This is a genomic window from Yersinia sp. 2542 StPb PI, from assembly GCF_048593855.1.
In the GTDB taxonomy this organism is placed as follows: domain Bacteria; phylum Pseudomonadota; class Gammaproteobacteria; order Enterobacterales; family Enterobacteriaceae; genus Yersinia; species Yersinia enterocolitica_E.
Genome location: NZ_JAZGQA010000010.1, coordinates 1 through 16,596, shown reverse-complemented (window position 1 = coordinate 16,596; position 16,596 = coordinate 1). Strand labels below are relative to the sequence as shown.

Below are 16,596 nucleotides of genomic sequence, written 5' to 3'. Positions count from 1 at the left end.
CAGCGTCTCCTAATCTTCTAATTCATCAAGTTTGGCGTGGCTGGCTGACGTCGCAGGAGCCGCCGGTTTCTGATACAGAGGATTTAACTGGATATATAGCAAGGCAATAATCAGGCCGATGCCACCGAAGGCGAGCAGGCTGAAACCAAGGTAGCCACCGACAATAAAACCGAGGAAGAAGAAGGGCATAAGGTATTTCACGCCCATCATGTTGAGTACCATGGCATAACCGACCACCACAATAAATCCGCCCGCGATTTGTAACCCATGGGTGACCACGGTTGGAATCGCGCTGAGCATGTGACTGACGGTATCGGCACTGACAAAGATGGATACGATCAAAACCGGTATCGCCACGCGCAGAGCCTGAACCAGTAGGGCTGAGACATGCATTAAGTCGATCATGGCAAAGTTGGCTTTTTCTGCGGCCCTATCTGCTGCGTGCTGGAAAACCACGGTAATGGTACGGGCGAACACTGTCAGCACCTGACCGGCTGCCGCCACGGGTAGGGCGATAGCAATCCCGGTGGCAATGTTTTGATGGCCGACAATCACCAGAATGGTTGAGATAATACTGGCGAGGGCGGAGTCGGGGGATTGCGCCGCACCGACGTTCATCCACCCGAGGGCGATCAATTCCAAGGTACCGCCGAGAATCACGCCGGTGGTCATATCACCGAGGATCAGGCCAGTAATGGTACAGGCGATTAATGGCCGGTGAGTTTGAAATTCATCCAGCACACTGCCCATACCGGCGATGCATGAGAAAATAAAGATTAAGATTATCTGTACTAAACTTATTTCCATGGTGGACCCCTTTCGGCAATATATTCCTATTAACCCTGGCCACTATCGCCATGGATTATCATTAAATAGTTTCATTGCCCAGGTTGAGTAATCGGATTTAAATGTTTAATAAAACCTGAGTTATTATTTGTCGGTTGTGTTAAATGTCGTTATTTAGACTCCAGTTCACGTATTTTTTTAATCACATCTACCTGTGGGTCGGAAGTGACTACCCGTAAATCCAAATGTACGCCACGTTCAGCTAATGCATAAAAGGCTTTAATATCTTCCTGATCAACTGATACTGCTTTAGTTAATTGCCTTTTACCTTGTTTAAATGCCATGCCACCAATATTAATAACTTCAATCTTCACACCTTGATCCACCAGGCGCAAAACATCGGTCGGATTGGTAAATAAATAAAACACGGTATCATTACTGTAATTAGGATTGTGGTAAACCGCGACGGCTTTTTCTATATTAACCACGTTTACTTTGATTCCCGGAGGTGCTGCCTGTTTTAATAACGTTTTACGAATATCATCGTTATAGACTTCGTCGCTACAGATAATAATCCGCCCAGCTTTGGCCTCTTTCGCCCATACCGTGGTGACCTGACCGTGAATCAGCCGGTCGTCAATTCTTGCCAGATTGATTTTCATATAAAGTCGGCCTCTTCTTCTTCGACATTCTGTAAGTGGTGGAATGACTGCACACACTGCGCGCCGATTTCCAGTAAGTAATCAGCCAATTCTCTTACTGCCATCGAGTGCTGGTTATCGACAATTTCCAGTGCCAGTGGTAGTGATAACCCACTGATAACTTGAATGTTGTGATTGTTGAATGCCAACCGTGCGGCAGCGTTGTATGGGCTGCCACCTTGCAAATCAACCGCAATCAGCCAAGAGCAACTGTCACTATGTGCCATCACATCCTGCATTTTTGTCACTAAATCTTCGGCATTTTCACCACGGTTAAATAACAGCGGGGTAATATTTTGTGTTTCGCCATACACCATATTGACGGAGTTAAGCATTGAAACCGCTAAATCACCGTGAGCGCAAAAAATGACACTAACCATCATGCCTCCTGTTTAGCCTCGGGTTTTACCACCGGCAATGTTGTAGGTAACGCCGGTAATATAGCTGGCACGTTCGGATAATAAGTAAGTCACAAAATCAGCCACTTCTGATAGTTTTCCAGCCCGGCCAATTGGAATGGCATTCTTGGTATAACCGTCACGCAACTGCTCAACCGTTATATTACGGGTGTAGGCCAGTGCTTCTTCATAATCCAGGGTGCGCAAACCGGTTTTCTCCAAAATACCCGGCGCGACGCCCACCACACGGATACCGTATTTTCCCAGTTCTTTGGCCCAGGAGCGGGTAAAACTATATAGTGCGGCTTTAGTTGCGGCATAACAGCTTTGTCCTTCAGAGCCTTCTAATCCACTTTCCGACGTGAGATTAATAATGACACCGCGTTTATTCTCAACCATATTGCGTGCCACGGCTTGTGACATCAGATACACCCCTTTCTGATTCACATTTACCATTTTTTCAAATTCGTTATCTTTCAGTTCATATTGGCTGTGGCTCTGTTTCGGATCGACCAGCAGACGGGGGAGATTAATCCCGGCATTATTAACTAATGCATCAATATGCCCATGTTGGGTTAGAATATTATCAATTGCAGTCTGTACACTGCTACGGTCTGAAATATCCAATTGAATAAAACTCAGCTGTGGATTATTTTTAATGCCACCGTCAAGTTTATTAACATCGGCTAATTGTACCTTGGCACCTGCCGCCAGTAACTCTTCCACAATAGCGTAGCCAATCCCTGATGCACCACCGGTTACAATGACAACTTTATCTTTTAAATTAAGCCAATCGTTCATAGAAATTCCCTGCTGTTCTGAATTTTGCTAATACTCAGCCATACACCCTAAGGCGCAATTAATTGAGTTGTTTTTGATATAAAGAGGAAAGGTTAATGATGACTGACAGTAAGCTTTTCCTCATTGTATTTCTTTAGCCGCTTTTTATGCCGTTAGTTTGAGTATCTCCTCAGCAGTTTCTTTCGTGGTCACCAGACTATTAATATACTTTCCTTTAATTGCTCCGATGATCCCGCTGATTTTTTCATGGGAATGCGCAATACCGATGGAATAACGGGCTTTTTTAATTTTCTCTAAGTCGATAGTGATCGTCTTATCGCTAATGTAGGTTTCCACCGGGTTGCCCTGCAAATCGTAAAAACGTGAACAAATATCGCCAGCAACCTGTCGGTCATTAAAGTGATCAATAACATCACTGCCATAAAAAGCGCGCCAGGTGGAATTCCCCGAGATATTGGGTGAACCAATACCGAATATAGCGATATCCAGCCGCTGCCAATAGTCAGCGATAGCCTGATAATGCTGAGATTGCACAATGCCATCACGGATAACACTTTTTTCCAGAATTGCCGGGAAATCGATCAACAATGACTCGCCTTTTAATTTCATTGCGGCGCTATAAACCAGGGTATTCACATGATAACGGCTTTCCAGCTTACCTGAGGGGCCACCCACCATTGGGATACAGGTTAACTGACGCGATACCGGTGATATATCCATTTGCTCAATCAGGGTGGCAATTGCACTGCCCCAAGAGAAGCCGAGAATATCGCCATTTTCAATAATTCGGTTCAACAATGCGGCACACTGTTTTGCCATTAATATCAACTGATGTTCTGGCGATTGATCATGCTCTGAAGAGACGACAATCGCCTCACGTAATTTAAAGCGCGACTTCAACTGCTGTTCCAGTAACAGATTCTCGTTATAGTTATAATTGATTGAAATAGTAACAATGCCCTGTTCGCGTACTTTTTTTAGCATTCGGCTGATACTGGTGCGATAAATACCGAGCGCGCGTGCTATCTCCGCTTGCGTGAAGTTTTGCTCGTAATACATTTGTGCAATTTTCACCATCAGGCGCAGATCGTCGCTCTTTTCCATTTTCAACCTCTTGCACATTTGTGCAAATGTCATTAAGTTATCTATGGCTTGATATAATCACTTTCCATTTTTGAAGTCAAAAGCACAATATAACGAATAACTTCCAATATCTTCCATAAAAAACCAATTCAAACGCTATTACCCACTTTAGTTATTGCACAGATGTGCATTCATATTTAATGAATTGATTTATATTAAATAAATTGAAATAGGGTTTTTGTGTGCAGCAACGATCTTGACGACAAAATTTGGATTGTGATCACATTTTTATTTTGCGTGATGTGGTTGGTTTTGCACATATGTGCAGAATGGCGCGGTTATAGCACTAACCCCGGTAATACTTATCCGAGGTTAGTCAGGGAGAGGGACTAATTCAGTAACGGTTTGTAGTGATGGGGCTGGCGCATGGTGACCAGATCTTTACGGCGCACTACATTGGTTGGGTAGGGGCTGCCGGCGAGAGACGCGGTATTAATGGTTTGTGTTACGGCTTGCGTTTCTTGCCACAGCAGCCGCTCAAAACGTGGGAAAGTGAAGGTTTCCGGCCCGAATATTCCGCTATATCCTCCTTGCTGATTGAGGTCATCGACAGCATTGGCAAAGGCCAGATAAAGATTATTTTCCCCCGCGCGGGTTCTGAATAAGTGCCAGTGTAGCGGGTCGGCTCCCATTGGAATCGGATAGTTTTGCACCACGACACTGCCCGTATGCGCAGCAGTGAACCCCGCAGGAAGTGCGGCGGAACAGGCGATAATATCGCATCCCATCAGGGCCAAAATACGTGCTGATTCGGGTAACAGTGCATCATGGCCCAGCAGCAATCCGACTCTTCCGAGCGCAGTATCAAATACGCGCCAGTGCTCCCCAGCGCTAGCCCACGCTTGATGTGCTCGAGACAGATGTATTTGCCGATAGGTGCCAATGACCCCCTCCGGCCCCAACAAAATCTGGGTGTTGTAGCACTTATCTTGCTGTTTTTCGGCCATTCCTACTACCAGATATACCCGTAACTTTATAGCCAGACGAGCCAGCGCCTGCACCGCGGGACTTTCTGGTGTTTGGGCCTGAGCCGCACCCGCGAGATAACCGGTCAGGGATAACTCCGGGAACACGATAAGCTCACTGTCTTGCTGTAACACCGCCTCTTCTGTCAGGGCGGTAATTGCTGCCAAATTGTCCTCCAGCCGTTCTGTTGGGGAGAACTGCGCTACCGTGATCCGGCTCTGCTTACCGGGCGGCAACGGCCGTTGCCCGTAAAGCCCAAAGAAATCCTGTGGGTTCCACAAAAAACTGTCACTTAATAGCGCGTGATAATAGTCAGGGCGGCGCTGCTCAAACACTAACTCGCCTAACACTTGACGCTGACGGCTACGGCTGATGTCAATTTCGGCATAAGCAATTCCATCGCCGCCATCCACCACCGCAGCAATGTTGCCATCAGGCTCAATGATGCAACTGCCACCGCTAAATTGCACGCCGCGCTCTAATCCCCAGCGGTTGCTTTCCAACAGATAGCAGCCATTTTCCATGGCCCGGCTGATCCAGTAAGGGGCCGGAGTGCGCTCTGCCAGCCAGTTGCTGATATGGCAAATGACATCAACACCATCCAGTGCCAGCAGACGGGCCGTTTCGGGAAAATGAATATCCATACACACCAGCATGCCAATACGTCCCAGCGCTGTATCAAACACTTGATGCCCGACGTCACCCGCAGCAGCCCATTTAGGCTCTGAAATATAGGGGTGGCTTTTGCGATGGCAGCCAATCACCCCCTGTGGCCCGATGAGTACCGCACTGTTGTAATACAGCGCTGTTTGCGGATCCACTTCTGGCATCCCTAAGACGATATAGCATTGATAGCGCTGTGCCAGTTGCGCAAAGCGGGCGGTGCTCTCACCGGGGACGGTTTCGACCATGGGCGCAATCTCTTGTCGATCAAACCAACAGTAACCGGTGGTCGCCATTTCTGGCGTGGTAATCAGACGAGCACCTTTCTGTGCCGCCTGTTCTACCAATGCCAGTAACTGACGCACATTCGCTTCTTTGGCAAACATTAAGGGTTCAAATTGAATTGTGGCTGCAAGAAAAGGCGTTATCGACATGATTATCCTCATAAATAATAAGTTTTAGGTTCGGCATATAGCGGCAATTAAACTCAATTCTTCCGGCTATTAGCAGCAGCTGGGGTGGTCCAAGAGAAAATATCGTTGGCCTGAATCAATGCACACGAGATCTCTTCGACGGTAATGCGCTTATCCATGGCCTGATGGCGCAGGATGTCGTAAGCCTGCTCTTCACCAATGCTGTGCATCCGCATCAGGATGGCTTTGGCCTCACTGACCTGGCGAACCCCGAGCACTTTCTTCTCCAGCCGTTCGATTCGATCACTCATCTGCCGCTGCTGTTGGGCATGGTGTAAAGCAAACACCATGGCTGACAATAAGCCTGAGGCACGAATGGGAGTGGTTATCGAGGTGCCCGCGCCCATATTGAGTGCTTGATCAATAAACGTCGGATTTTCATAGGTAATAACTGCTATCAGGGCATGTTTGTTAGGGTTGAGCCATGACACATCTGGTTCCGGGTTATCTGACTGTAATGCATAGAAAATCAGATCCGTATCGGCGGGGAGTTGCTCAGGGGTAGGCCAGAAAGCCTGAACCTTAAACCCCATTCGGCGTAAATGATTGGTGAGGGTGGCACCGTCTTCGTCGTCGGGATGTAACACCACACAACGGATCCCACGACTGAGTAATAGGGCGGTCGCACTGATTCTGCTATCGCTAGGTCGCATGTGGATACCCCACTGTCGTTAACTTCGTGACCCAATCGCCCTGAATCTGATTGGTCATATAGGGGTCGGGTTCGACGATACGGCGAGACTCCTGCACGATGGTAAATTGCCCATGCTCATTCGCCATACCAATGCGTGGATACAGTCCGGTATGTTGATTCAGTGGGTCAATACGAATGCGGCCTTGAGGGGCATCAAATTGGCTCCCACGCAGTGCGGCAGACAGCGGGAAGATATGGTCGCTGCCGCATTCTGCCATGGCTTTGGCAAACAGATGTACCTGGCTGTAAGTGGCTTCCCAATTCATGTCGGTGGTGAGTCCCGGCCCAAATTGTTGATGGAATTGTTTAAGTGCTGATTGATTTGCTTTGGTGCTAATGCTTTGGAAATAGGGGGCTGAACTGAAATGGCCCTGTGCCACTTGTGCCCCCATAATGGCAATCTCGGTTTCTGATGTATTCAGACTGCCAATTGGCATGCGGCCAGGATCCAGCCCCGCAGCCTGATAAGCCTGATACAAAAAGGGGACTGTTTGACCTACCACGGTACTGAAGATGAAGTCGGGCTGCTTTTTGGTTATCTCCTCAATGATGGGCAGAAACGCCTCATAAGGTGCATTCAGATCTAAATAGCGTTCGCCAATGACCGCGCCATCGTGGCGTTGCAGAATTAACTCCTGCATGTTGCGATTACATTCATAAGGGTAAATATAACGGGAGCCAATCAAATAAACCCGCGCGCCAAACTGCCCGGTGAGATAGTCCGCCAGTTGTACACAGTTTTGATTAGGTGCCGCGCCGCCGTAAAAGATATTCTCCGAAAACTCAAAGCCTTCATACAGTTGCGAGTAGAACAGCAGCCGACGGTACTTTTCGACGACGGGTGACATGGCTTTACGGCTACTGGAGGTGTAGCCGCCAAAAATCACATTAACCTCATGTTCGACGATCAATTGTTCGGCCAAGGCACGGAACTGCGTATCGTCAGATTGTGGGTCAAAATGAATCGCATTCAGTGGCCTGCCGTTGATGCCGCCATTTTGGTTAATTTCGGCAATAGCCTGTGTTGCTCCCCGCCATTGCGACAGCTCTTGTGCCGCCGTCACACCGCTGAAGGAGTACAGTAAGCCAATGTTGACCGGTGTATCTGAACTCATAGGCACCTGCTTATCCAAACTCGATGAATACCCGTCATACTTCAAGCTGCAGGGGATTGGCTGCCCTCGTTACTCGGCCCGTCCATGGGCCTCGCCTCTGCGAGGCCGCTGCAAACAGCGTTCAAATCGGTTCCTGGCTGATTTGCCACTCACTTGCCGCCTTCCTGCAACTCGAATTATTTAGGGTCTAGAATTTTTACTGTGCTAGCTGTTTTTACTGCGCTAAAAGTTCTTTGTTAAGCATCGCGCCGACGGTGTATTTCGGGTCGACCATGTTGCCCAGCCGCACTTTGCCGCATTGGCTCAGTAACATGTAGGCATCCCACTGCTCGAAGCCAAAATCGGCCACCAGCCAGTAAATCAGGTCGCGATAAGCAATGCGGGTGGCATCCTCTAACGGGCGCGCACTGCCGATACTCATGATGGTTTCGGCGTTCTCCATTCGTGGCCAGGAGAGTTGCCAGTTCTTAATCAAATCCACTTTGATAGTGGTGATTGAGGCGAACTCCACCGCGGTGCCGCAAATCTCCCCATCCCCCTGACAGGCATGAGCATCACCAATAAACAGGCGTCCTCCGGGGGCGCGCACCGGCAGATAAGTAATGCTCCCCGGCCCGATATCCGGGACATCCATATTCCCGCCGTGATTATCCGGCGTGAGTGAATTGATTGAGTCAATTTCTGGCGACACACTTAGGGTGCCAATGTGAGGTTTATAGGGCAGGGTATGGCGCTCGCTCCAGTAGACTTTTTCGCTGTCGAGCTTAATCATGCGCACTTTTTCTGGCAGTGGGTCATTGAGCATGGCGGTTAGATCTGTTCCGGTCAGCCCGCCAAAATGGGGGATCATGGCACAGATGCCGCGCGGGTTAACGCCACGCGGCAACATGGATTCGATATAAACTGCAATCACATCCCCTTTCTCGGCACCATTGACCATGATCGGGCCATTTTGCGGGTTGAGAAAGGGCATTTTGAGCAGTTGGCTCGGAATATCTTGCTCTGAGCTAATGGCACCCTCAAAGGCATCGCGGGTATCGACAATCACCCGATCACCAGGCTCAATGGTCAGCACCGGTGTTGAGTAGGGGCCGATGGTATAGTGAAATTCTTTTTGCATCTCTTCGGTCAGATGATGGGTCACCGGTTTACGTCCAGCACCGACACCGCGTTTGACCATGATTGATTCTTCCAGCCATTTCATTAGCAATTCTCCACGTAATAAGGGCATCCGGTTACAAAGCCAGATGACGGCGCATTAAAAGATCATCAGAAAGTTGTTGTTGGGTCAGGTTTTCTACTATTTGGCCTTTGTCCATCACCGCGCACCGTTGTGCGGCCCGCTGGATCATCGCGATATCCTGTTCAACCAGAATCACCGCCACATGCAGTTCGCGGGCAATGCGCACCAGGGTATCGGCAATGATATTGACGATAGAGGGCTGAACACCTTCCGAGGGTTCATCCAACAGTAATACTTTGGGTGAGCCGACCAAGGCTCTGGCGATAGCCAATTGTTGTTGCTCGCCGCCACTCATGGTGCCGGCTTTTTGTTTGAGTCTTTGGCGCAAGATGGGGAAGTAATCCAGCACCCGCTCCAGCAAGTCTTTAGCAAACTCACGGTGTTCTCGTACAAACTGCATGCCGACTTGCAGGTTCTCCGCCACCGTCAGACCAGCAAACACTTCACGTCCTTGCGGGACGTAACCCATCCCCAAGCGGGCACGGCGCTGCGGTGAGGCTAGGGTGATGTCAGTCTCGCCCAACAAAATGCTGCCTTGTTTCGTCGGTACCGCGCCAATTAAAGTGCGCATCAGTGTGGTTTTCCCCACCCCATTGCGGCCAATCAAACCTAAGACTTCTGCGGCGTGCAGTTGCAGTGTTACGCCATTAAGTACTTGCCCACCGCCATAACCGCCGGTCAGCCCCTCTATTTGCAACACCACGTTATTCATACCGCTTTCCCCAAATAGATATCTGCCACATCCTCACGGGCCAACACGTCGGCGGCATTGCCGTCAGCAAAAACCTGCCCGCCATGGAGGACCGTGACTTGTGAGGCAATCTGGCGCACGAATGTCATGTCGTGTTCCACTACCATCAGCGTCAGACCATCACTCTGCATCTGCTTAATCAGCTCGCCAGTGAGATAGGTTTCATCAATAGATAAGCCCGCCACCGGCTCATCAAGCATTAGCAACGTCGGTTGCAGCGACACAGCCATCGCAATTTCCAGCCACTGTTTTTTGCCGTGAGACAAGTTACCGGCCAACTGATGGTATTCAGCGCTGAGCTTAAAGCGCTCGAGTAGCTCATCGACACTGACCGCTTGTGAGCGAACCTCTGGGCGTAAGTGGCTGAGTGATAATTGCAAATGTTGCTCAACGGTCAATTCAGGGAAAATACCGGGGATCTGAAACTTAATGCTCATGCCCATCCTGATGCGCTGAAACGGTGCTAAAGTATTCAGCCGACGATTGAAGAAACGGATATCCCCATCACTTGGCGTATGTTCACCCGTCAGTAATTTGAAAAAGGTACTTTTACCGGCGCCATTCGGGCCAATGACACAGCGCACTTCACCGCGACGTATTTGCAAATCGACCTTATTGATAACCTGAATGCCACCGAAGCGCTTACTCAGCCCACGGGTTTCGAGGATCAAATCCTGTGATACCTGATTCATAGCGATTCCCCTTTCTTCTGACGTGCGGCAGATAAGCGGGTGATTTTCTCTGCCAGCCAAGGTAATAGGCCATTAGGGGCGGCCAGCACTACAAACAGCAAAATGGCACCCAGCAAAATCATGGCGTATTCGCTGCCATAGATAGCCAACCATTGGGATAACCACACCAGCAGGGCAGTGATGACCACCGTGCCGAAAATGTTTTTACGCCCAGCGGTCGCTACCCAGATAACCGGCATCGCGGCGGCGGTTAGCCCCATGGAAGAGGGGGTAATGTAAGAACCCCACAGGGTATAAAGTGCGCCGGATAACCCGGAGAGCACGCCACCCAGCACGAACACCAGTAATTGATAGCGGCGGATATCAATACCGAGCATTTCTGCCCGACGTGGGTTCTCACGGATAGAGGCCAGTGTCAGGCCAAAATCGGAGCGCAATAAGCGCCGAACAGCCCAATAAACCCCCGCGAGCAGCACGATAATCAGGTAGTAGAACGCATTGCCTTCCAGTGTCAGTAATTCGCCGCCAAACCACGGTAGGGAGAGTGGCGGCATACCTGACATACCATTAAACCCATTCAGTCGCGCGCTGCCGATAGCCCATTGCGGGCCAGCGGTCTGGGACATAAAGGTTTCCAATACCAGCGTGAAAGAGAGCGTCACAATGCCGATAAAAATACCGGTCACCCCGCCGTAAAACATCAGATAACCCAGTGCCGCCGCCACGGTGGCAGCCACTAGCAGTGCCATGACCAGACCCGACCAGGTGGAGAGTACCCCATCGCCAAAATTCAGCGTCATCACGCCATAGGTGTAACCGGCAAGGCCAAAGAAGGCGGTCTGCCCGAAAGATAAAATGCCGCCATGCCCCCACATTGCGGCCAATCCGATGGCACAGAAGGTCCAGAGTAGGAAGTAGGAGAAGTCGCCTATCATGGCGCTATCGACCACTAACGGCAGCGCGAGTGCGCCGGCCAGAATTAACAGTGCCGCCAGCCGAGTGGTGGACGGCGTGCGTTGCTTCACCGTCGATAAATTAACAGAGGTCATTGTCACATTAGGCTCCTAGCGGTTACGGGTAAACAGGCTGCCAATACCGTTAGGCAGTAAGCGGATAACCAAGACAGCGGTGACCAGTAAGCCAATTTGCCCCGCCAGTTGCCCATACCAGGAGTTCAGCCCGGTTTGTATCGCACCTAAGGCAATTGCTGCAGGAATGGTGCCAACAAGTACATTGGCGCCACCGACCACTACCGAAACAAAGGCTTGAACAATAAAGCTGCTGCCCATGGTGGGTACGGCGGTTAGCGTCGGGGCATAAATGGCACCTGCGAGCCCCGCCAGCCCTGCGCCCAGCGCGAATGTCAGGGTATAAATACGATCAGTTTCTAACCCCAGGCAGGAGGCCATGCGGGCGTTTTGAATGGTAGCTCTGGCACAGACGCCGTAATTGGTGTGGAAGAACAACCAATAGAGCACCATTAATATGGCAATGGCGAAAAAGGGCAGTAATGCGCGGTAAGTGGCAAACGAGTATTCGCCAAGGGTGAAAGAGCCGAAAGGCGTAGACAATCCCTCCAGTGATGGACCGGCGATCAGCAACATACTTTGCTGCACAATCAGGCTGATAGCCCACGTCGCCACCACCGAATCATACAAACGGCCATAGAGATGGCGCACCACAAGGCGCTCGACCACCCCGCCGAAGAACGCCGCCGCTAAGGTACCGGCGAGCATGGCAAAAGGCAGTGGCAAGCCTGCTTTGTTCATCAGGATGGTGACATAAGCACCACACATAATGAATTCGCCATGTGCCAGATTTATCACGCCCATCATGCCAAAAATAACCGCCAGCCCCAGTGCTGCCAGCACCAGATAGGCGAAGTTATCGCCAAACTGATAAATCACCGAATAGAGAAAGGATAGCGTTAACATCGTTTGGCAATCCCTGGTGTCCTGATTGACACTATTGAAAATGGATAACACAGGGAAGCCCGCTCAAGCGGTGACTTCCCTATAAAATAGCCCGTTCAAACTGCTGACAAAGTCAAATGAAGGGGAAACGTGCCGTTGGGGTCGCTCTTAGTTTCAAATACAAGTGCGTAAGCCACCGGAGCGCCCCGAGGTGTGGTCACCCCTTCACTCACCAAGCTATCAATAGCTTTGTCATTAGCGTGGTTTAGGCCTTTTTCGGCGGAGATGATGGCGTGTATTGGCTGTTATCCGGTTTCACCGGCAAGTTACAACCGGCTTCACCCAACCAATACGGTTTGATATCGGCCCACACTTTCGGGATCTCGATTGAGTGGTCATCTTTGACATGAGCCAGATAGATGGTGTGGCTCAAATGATGGCTTTTCGGATCGATACAGACTTTTCCTGAAGGGCCATCGGTACAGATATCACCACTTTCCAGTGATTTACGCACTGCGTCCATATCGGTGCTGCCCGCTTTTTCTACCGCCGCTTTGTACAGATAAACTGCGTCGTAGGCATTGGCCGCTTCCTGATTGATGTACGGTTCATTCGGGAATTTGGCGTGGAAACGCTGTTTGAAATCATTACTGGCGGGGCTATCCACCTCTTCAATGTAGTTAGCCGTGATATACATATCTTTCAGTGCCGGGGCTTTAAAGCGTTTGTGTTCATAAGCCTGGCCGACGTTAACTGAACTCCCCATCGGCAAGTTCAATTTTGCTGCGGCTTGTTGCTCGTAATAAGAAGATTGGTTCGCCCCGACCAGCAAAGTCATCACGAAATCAGGTTTGGCTTTCTGGATGTTCTGAATGGTTTGACCAAATTGCGAAACACTCAGCGGGATAAACTCCTCACCCACCATGGTGCCGCCATTCTCTTCCACAATTTTGCGCACCCATTCAGCCGAGATTTGCCCGAAGTTATAGTCGGCAGCAATGGTGTAAACTTTTTTGCCGTACTTCTCCATCATCCACGGGATCAGGGTTGAGAACTGCTGTTCAGGCACGGCGCCGGTGACGAAAACATTGGAGTCACACACGCCGCCTTCATACTGATTGTTATACCAATAGAGCTACTTTTCACGATCCATTATCGGGCGGATAGCTTCGCGTGAGGCACTGGAAAACGCCCCGAATATCACATCTACTTTGTCATTTTTAATTAAGCGGCGAGCCATTTGTTGAAAGCGGGTGTTATCGGATTGCGTATCGTATTTGACCAACTCGATTGGGCGTCCGAGTATGCCGCCTTTGGCATTGATTTCTTCTACTGCCAGTTCTGTGGCATGAATTTTGGGAATAACCGGCAAAGCAAAGTTACCGGAGCATCTTCCAATAAACCAATTTTCACCGGTTTTTCTGCCGCGATCGTCATACCTGAGTAGGTCACGGCAAATGCAGTTGCCAGCGCGATTGAGAGCGCAGCGTAATGACATTTTATTCTTGACCGTTTTATTCTGGACATAAGTACCCCTGATATTGGTTAAAAAAGTGGGTCTGAAAAAAAGCCAAAAAAAAAGCCCGGCAAAGTCAGATGACATTGCGAGGGCTCTATTGCCATAACCACAAGCCGACAACGTTGGCGTTCTTGCGGAGAAGTCAGGGTCACTATAAAAAGTAATCAGAGTTATTGTCAACGAAGAATTTTCAATAAAAATCAAATAGTAAAATTGAAATTCGTTGCACTAAATCAGGGCTTTACGTTGCACGTAAATGGTTCATTCGTTTGGGGCTGGTGGTCGGCGCTAACTGTGGATGATGAAAAGCAAAATGGCGAGATTATCCATGCAGAGCATAGCGAAGAGAATGGCGGAGGTTAATAAATTGCACCAGTGGGGTGCTTAAAAACTATTCGAAATTTTATCTGCTTTTTATCTGTAAATTTTTTATTTGTAATAAATCCAACCTCGGCGAAACCACCGAGGTTGGATTTTAATGTTAACCGCAGCGGTTACATCTTGATGCCTGGATCTGTTGGAAGAAATCATTACCTTTATCATCTACCAAGATAAAGGCTGGGAAGTCTTCCACTTCAATTTTCCAGATGGCTTCCATACCCAGTTCAGGATATTCCACACACTCCAGACTCTTAATGCTGTTTTGTGCCAATACTGCGGCTGGGCCGCCAATGCTGCCCAAATAGAAGCCGCCATGTTTGTGACAGGCATCGGTCACTTGCTGGCTACGGTTGCCTTTTGCCAGCATGATCATGCTGCCGCCGTGGGATTGCAGGAGGTCCACGTAGGAATCCATGCGGCCCGCGGTGGTTGGCCCGAGGGAACCTGATGCATAACCTTCCGGTGTTTTGGCCGGCCCGGCGTAGTAGATCGGATGATCTTTAATGTATTGCGGCAAACCTTCACCGTTATCCAGCCGTTCTTTTAATTTGGCATGGGCAATATCACGGCCAACAATAATCGTCCCACTCAGTGACAGGCGGGTTGATACCGGATACTGAGACAGCTCTTTTAAGATATCGGCCATTGGGCGGTTAAGGTCGATTTTAACCACTTTGCCTTCGGTGCTCTGGCGCAAATGCTCAGGAATATATTTCCCTGGGTTTTGCTCTAGCCTTTCCAGCCAAATCCCTTTGCGGTTAATCTTGCCTTTAATATTACGGTCGGCAGAGCAGGAGACCCCCATCCCGACAGGGCAGGATGCACCATGACGCGGCAAACGCACCACCCGCACATCATGAGCAAAGTATTTGCCGCCGAACTGCGCGCCTAAACCTAAGTCCTGTGCCGCTTCCAGTAGCTCTTGTTCCAGCGCGGTATCACGGAAAGCTTGCCCGTGCTCATTCCCTTCAGTCGGCAGACCATCATAATATTTGGTTGAGGCTAACTTGACGGTCTTGAGGGTACTTTCAGCCGACGTCCCACCAATCACAAAGGCGATATGGTATGGCGGGCAGGCCGCGGTACCCAAGGTGCGCATTTTCTCGACCAGATACTCTTTCAGCTTGCCCGGAGACAGCAGCGCCTTGGTTTCCTGATACAGATAGGTCTTGTTGGCTGAACCGCCACCTTTGGTGACGAACAGGAATTTGTAGTCCTCGCCTTCAGTGCTGTACAGGTCAATTTGTGCTGGCAGGTTGGTGCCGGTGTTCACTTCTTGGTACATATCCAGCGCCGCGTTTTGCGAGTAGCGCAGGTTATCTTCAATAAAGGTGTTATACACGCCGCGTGACAGGGCTTCTGCGTCATTGCCACCGGTCCAAACACGTTGGCCTTTTTTGCCGACGATAATTGCGGTGCCGGTATCCTGACAGGTCGGTAAAATCCCTTTGGCGGAAATTTCCGAATTACGCAGGAATTGCAGAGCAACATATTGGTCATTTTCGCTCGCTTCTGGGTCATCCAAAATAGCGGCAACTTGCTTTTGGTGAGCGGGGCGTAGCAGGAATGAGGCGTCGTGGAAAGCGTGTTGGGCGAGGAGGGTCAGGGCTTCTGGCTCGACTTTTAGCATGTCGTGGCCTTCAAACTGGGTAACCGAGACGTGATTATTACTGACAAGGTAATACTCAGTATCATCTTCCTTTAACGGGAAGGGATCCTGATAGTGGAACGGTTTGTTTGACATATTTTTCTCACATTCAACATCAGTTAGCGAAAGCGTTCGATAACAGAAACAATCGTTAGTAATCGATAGAAGAACCAAGCCGATATTTTTTAGTATGACTTTAACAAGAATTTTACTATAGATTGTCAGTGCGAGGCGACGGCTCCACCCTCTTTATAACGGGTGGATCTCATTTTCCGCACTTATCGGTGGTTCTGGCAGGATGATGTTATTGTGTTTTTTACTAAATTCTGCCTGTGATGCCGCTACATGACTCTGCTTAACGCCTCGGCAATGCACTTAAATTTGTCAAAACGCGCTCTCAATATCCGGTGTTTTTCAGCATTGGGTAACCACTACACCGATAGTGAATGGTTTATTGGCTTTTTGTGGCACTTTACTGTCATCCGCCCAAGCGGCATGGGAAGCTATTAATGTGGTTATTAAGCAGGGTAAGATTAACTTTTTCATTATTAAATCCTCTGAAAGAACAATTTTAGAAAGCATCAAGACGTCCTGCTTTGTATATATAAAGAGAGAAAGCAAAGCAGCTTGGCTTATTCTTATTGTGTGACTGTTTCACTGGTGTTGACGCTATTATTCTGATGAATAATTTTGTTATTTATCTGATTCA

The 16,596-nt window shown here is 49.3% G+C and carries 14 protein-coding genes and 2 pseudogenes; all 16 read right to left on the bottom strand.

Annotation, left to right across the window (positions count from 1 at the left end; translation table 11 throughout):
• Nucleotides 1–9 precede the first annotated feature (9 nt).
• A complete protein-coding gene (locus V1952_RS02805; RefSeq protein WP_193784718.1) occupies nucleotides 10–807 on the bottom strand; it encodes a PTS mannose/fructose/sorbose transporter subunit IIC in 798 nt (265 codons plus the stop codon).
• A 149-nt stretch (nucleotides 808–956) separates the two neighbouring features.
• Nucleotides 957–1,448, bottom strand: a complete 492-nt coding sequence (locus V1952_RS02800; RefSeq protein ID WP_372558090.1) for a mannose/fructose/sorbose PTS transporter subunit IIB — start codon at nucleotides 1,446–1,448, stop codon at nucleotides 957–959.
• Entirely contained in the window at nucleotides 1,445–1,867 is a 423-nt protein-coding gene (locus tag V1952_RS02795) for a PTS sugar transporter subunit IIA (protein ID WP_372559831.1), read from the bottom strand. The genes V1952_RS02800 and V1952_RS02795 overlap by 4 nt, the downstream gene beginning before the upstream one ends.
• Before the next feature lie 12 nt (nucleotides 1,868–1,879).
• Complete coding sequence (locus tag V1952_RS02790) at nucleotides 1,880–2,686, bottom strand: SDR family oxidoreductase (protein WP_420074282.1); 807 nt, start codon at nucleotides 2,684–2,686, stop codon at nucleotides 1,880–1,882.
• Nucleotides 2,687–2,830: 144 nt separating this feature from the next.
• Nucleotides 2,831–3,790, bottom strand: a complete 960-nt coding sequence (locus V1952_RS02785) for a sugar-binding transcriptional regulator (protein ID WP_083160323.1) — start codon at nucleotides 3,788–3,790, stop codon at nucleotides 2,831–2,833.
• A 368-nt stretch (nucleotides 3,791–4,158) separates the two neighbouring features.
• A complete protein-coding gene (locus V1952_RS02780) occupies nucleotides 4,159–5,892 on the bottom strand; it encodes a nitrilase-related carbon-nitrogen hydrolase (RefSeq protein WP_420074281.1) in 1,734 nt (577 codons plus the stop codon).
• A 53-nt stretch (nucleotides 5,893–5,945) separates the two neighbouring features.
• Nucleotides 5,946–6,584: an ANTAR domain-containing response regulator gene (locus tag V1952_RS02775; protein ID WP_372558093.1), complete on the bottom strand. Its 639-nt coding sequence runs from the start codon at nucleotides 6,582–6,584 to the stop codon at nucleotides 5,946–5,948.
• On the bottom strand, nucleotides 6,574–7,740 hold the full coding sequence (locus tag V1952_RS02770) for a transporter substrate-binding domain-containing protein (RefSeq protein ID WP_372558094.1): 1,167 nt from the start codon (nucleotides 7,738–7,740) through the stop codon (nucleotides 6,574–6,576). The genes V1952_RS02775 and V1952_RS02770 overlap by 11 nt, the downstream gene beginning before the upstream one ends.
• A 214-nt stretch (nucleotides 7,741–7,954) precedes the next feature.
• Complete coding sequence (locus V1952_RS02765) at nucleotides 7,955–8,944, bottom strand: acetamidase/formamidase family protein (protein WP_420074280.1); 990 nt, start codon at nucleotides 8,942–8,944, stop codon at nucleotides 7,955–7,957.
• A gap of 31 nt (nucleotides 8,945–8,975) precedes the next feature.
• The gene (locus V1952_RS02760) at nucleotides 8,976–9,695 is read right to left on the bottom strand and encodes an ABC transporter ATP-binding protein (RefSeq protein ID WP_372558095.1); all 720 of its coding nucleotides are present in this window, start codon (nucleotides 9,693–9,695) and stop codon (nucleotides 8,976–8,978) included.
• A complete protein-coding gene (locus V1952_RS02755) occupies nucleotides 9,692–10,426 on the bottom strand; it encodes an ATP-binding cassette domain-containing protein (RefSeq protein ID WP_372558096.1) in 735 nt (244 codons plus the stop codon). The genes V1952_RS02760 and V1952_RS02755 overlap by 4 nt, the downstream gene beginning before the upstream one ends.
• Nucleotides 10,423–11,481: an ABC transporter permease subunit gene (locus V1952_RS02750; RefSeq protein ID WP_420071977.1), complete on the bottom strand. Its 1,059-nt coding sequence runs from the start codon at nucleotides 11,479–11,481 to the stop codon at nucleotides 10,423–10,425. The genes V1952_RS02755 and V1952_RS02750 overlap by 4 nt, the downstream gene beginning before the upstream one ends.
• A 9-nt stretch (nucleotides 11,482–11,490) precedes the next feature.
• On the bottom strand, nucleotides 11,491–12,360 hold the full coding sequence (locus V1952_RS02745) for an ABC transporter permease subunit (RefSeq protein ID WP_005181910.1): 870 nt from the start codon (nucleotides 12,358–12,360) through the stop codon (nucleotides 11,491–11,493).
• 244 nt (nucleotides 12,361–12,604) lie between these two features.
• A pseudogene (locus V1952_RS02740) lies at nucleotides 12,605–13,770 on the bottom strand (urea ABC transporter substrate-binding protein).
• Nucleotides 13,771–14,339: 569 nt separating this feature from the next.
• A complete protein-coding gene (fumA, locus tag V1952_RS02735; protein WP_372558098.1) occupies nucleotides 14,340–15,983 on the bottom strand; it encodes a class I fumarate hydratase FumA in 1,644 nt (547 codons plus the stop codon).
• Nucleotides 15,984–16,313: 330 nt separating this feature from the next.
• Nucleotides 16,314–16,433: pseudogene (locus V1952_RS02730) on the bottom strand (autoinducer 2 ABC transporter substrate-binding protein); the annotation flags it as partial.
• Between the last annotated feature and the right edge of the window lie 163 nt (nucleotides 16,434–16,596).

Coding starts and splice junctions, on each gene's coding strand:
- V1952_RS02775 (WP_372558093.1), bottom strand. CDS start 6,584: ATGCGACCTAGCGATAGCAGAATCAGTGCGACCGCCCTATTACTCAGT.
- V1952_RS02745 (WP_005181910.1), bottom strand. CDS start 12,360: ATGTTAACGCTATCCTTTCTCTATTCGGTGATTTATCAGTTTGGCGAT.
- V1952_RS02805 (WP_193784718.1), bottom strand. CDS start 807: ATGGAAATAAGTTTAGTACAGATAATCTTAATCTTTATTTTCTCATGC.
- V1952_RS02755 (WP_372558096.1), bottom strand. CDS start 10,426: ATGAATCAGGTATCACAGGATTTGATCCTCGAAACCCGTGGGCTGAGT.
- V1952_RS02790 (WP_420074282.1), bottom strand. CDS start 2,686: ATGAACGATTGGCTTAATTTAAAAGATAAAGTTGTCATTGTAACCGGT.
- V1952_RS02800 (WP_372558090.1), bottom strand. CDS start 1,448: ATGAAAATCAATCTGGCAAGAATTGACGACCGGCTGATTCACGGTCAG.
- V1952_RS02765 (WP_420074280.1), bottom strand. CDS start 8,944: ATGAAATGGCTGGAAGAATCAATCATGGTCAAACGCGGTGTCGGTGCT.
- V1952_RS02780 (WP_420074281.1), bottom strand. CDS start 5,892: ATGTCGATAACGCCTTTTCTTGCAGCCACAATTCAATTTGAACCCTTA.
- V1952_RS02795 (WP_372559831.1), bottom strand. CDS start 1,867: ATGGTTAGTGTCATTTTTTGCGCTCACGGTGATTTAGCGGTTTCAATG.
- V1952_RS02760 (WP_372558095.1), bottom strand. CDS start 9,695: ATGAATAACGTGGTGTTGCAAATAGAGGGGCTGACCGGCGGTTATGGC.
- V1952_RS02770 (WP_372558094.1), bottom strand. CDS start 7,740: ATGAGTTCAGATACACCGGTCAACATTGGCTTACTGTACTCCTTCAGC.
- fumA (WP_372558098.1), bottom strand. CDS start 15,983: ATGTCAAACAAACCGTTCCACTATCAGGATCCCTTCCCGTTAAAGGAA.
- V1952_RS02785 (WP_083160323.1), bottom strand. CDS start 3,790: ATGGAAAAGAGCGACGATCTGCGCCTGATGGTGAAAATTGCACAAATG.